This window comes from Pseudocitrobacter sp. 2023LY-00077 (assembly GCF_055796175.1).
Genome location: NZ_JBSPEI010000061.1, coordinates 1 through 917 on the forward strand (window position 1 = coordinate 1; position 917 = coordinate 917).

The 917-nt window shown below is 47.7% G+C and carries 1 protein-coding gene; it reads left to right on the forward strand.

Annotated features, from left to right (window positions below; all coding sequences use genetic code 11):
• The coding region (locus ACWWFX_RS25280) for a phage tail fiber protein (protein WP_473225107.1) at positions 1-804 on the forward strand (804 nt) is incomplete at its 5' end.
• Positions 805-917: the final 113 nt, after the last annotated feature.

The window sequence follows — 917 nt, forward strand, 5'->3', positions numbered from 1 at the left end:
CTCGGTTTAGGAAGTAGTGCTACGAGAGATGCTGGAACAGATAGTGGCAATGTGATGCCGGTTGGCGCCTTTGGAGTAGGCACTCCGGCAATCAGCATGACGGATGCGCAGTTTTTATCATTAACAGGACCAAGTCAGTTTTTTATATATGGCGGGGGGAGTGCGTTTAGTACATTTGGTGGAGGTGTTACTATCAACTACCTCAATGCCCGAAACTATCAATATTTACTTGGGGATGGAAACGCGACCCTGATTGGTCGAACATATAGTGCAGGTGGTGGTGTAAAAGTTGCCGTACATTACAGTAATCGAAATACAACAACCGCAAGCGATGGAACAATTAAAGTTGCTTCACCAGTAGTGCGCATTTTAAGTAGTGGTGCTTTTCAATTAAATGATGAATCTGAAGGGTGTGCCGTAACCCGAATAGGATTAGGTGAATACCTTATTGAGGGATGCATAGGCCTAAACGCTGACGCCGCGTGGGGAGGCATAGAAGGCGGTTTTGATATCCCTACAGACCGCAACAAGCAGCCGCTGGTTTGGCTCGATTATGAAGTTAATGCCGATGGCTCAATTTTGGTAAAAACATATCACCGAACGCACCCGGCAGCGCCAGCGTTCGCCCGTAACGAAATAACTGGTCTCACCGATGGTGAACCTATCGATATTCCGAAAGACCAGTTCGTTAGCGTGCGAGTTGAAATGCCTGCTTGCAGTATCTGGAATCAAAAGCAGGAAGAGGCAGTCGCTGCGATGAGGAAGTTTGAGGCAGCAGAGTCGACTGATCTTCAGCAGGACTAACTAAAAGTGCCGCAGTCGCGATGATTATCGTAATGGGCTGCGGCAGCGGCCAGGTTGTTCATGCCCTGGCACGTGCAAAAAGTATATAAGTTAATAATGCGGTCACCACATAT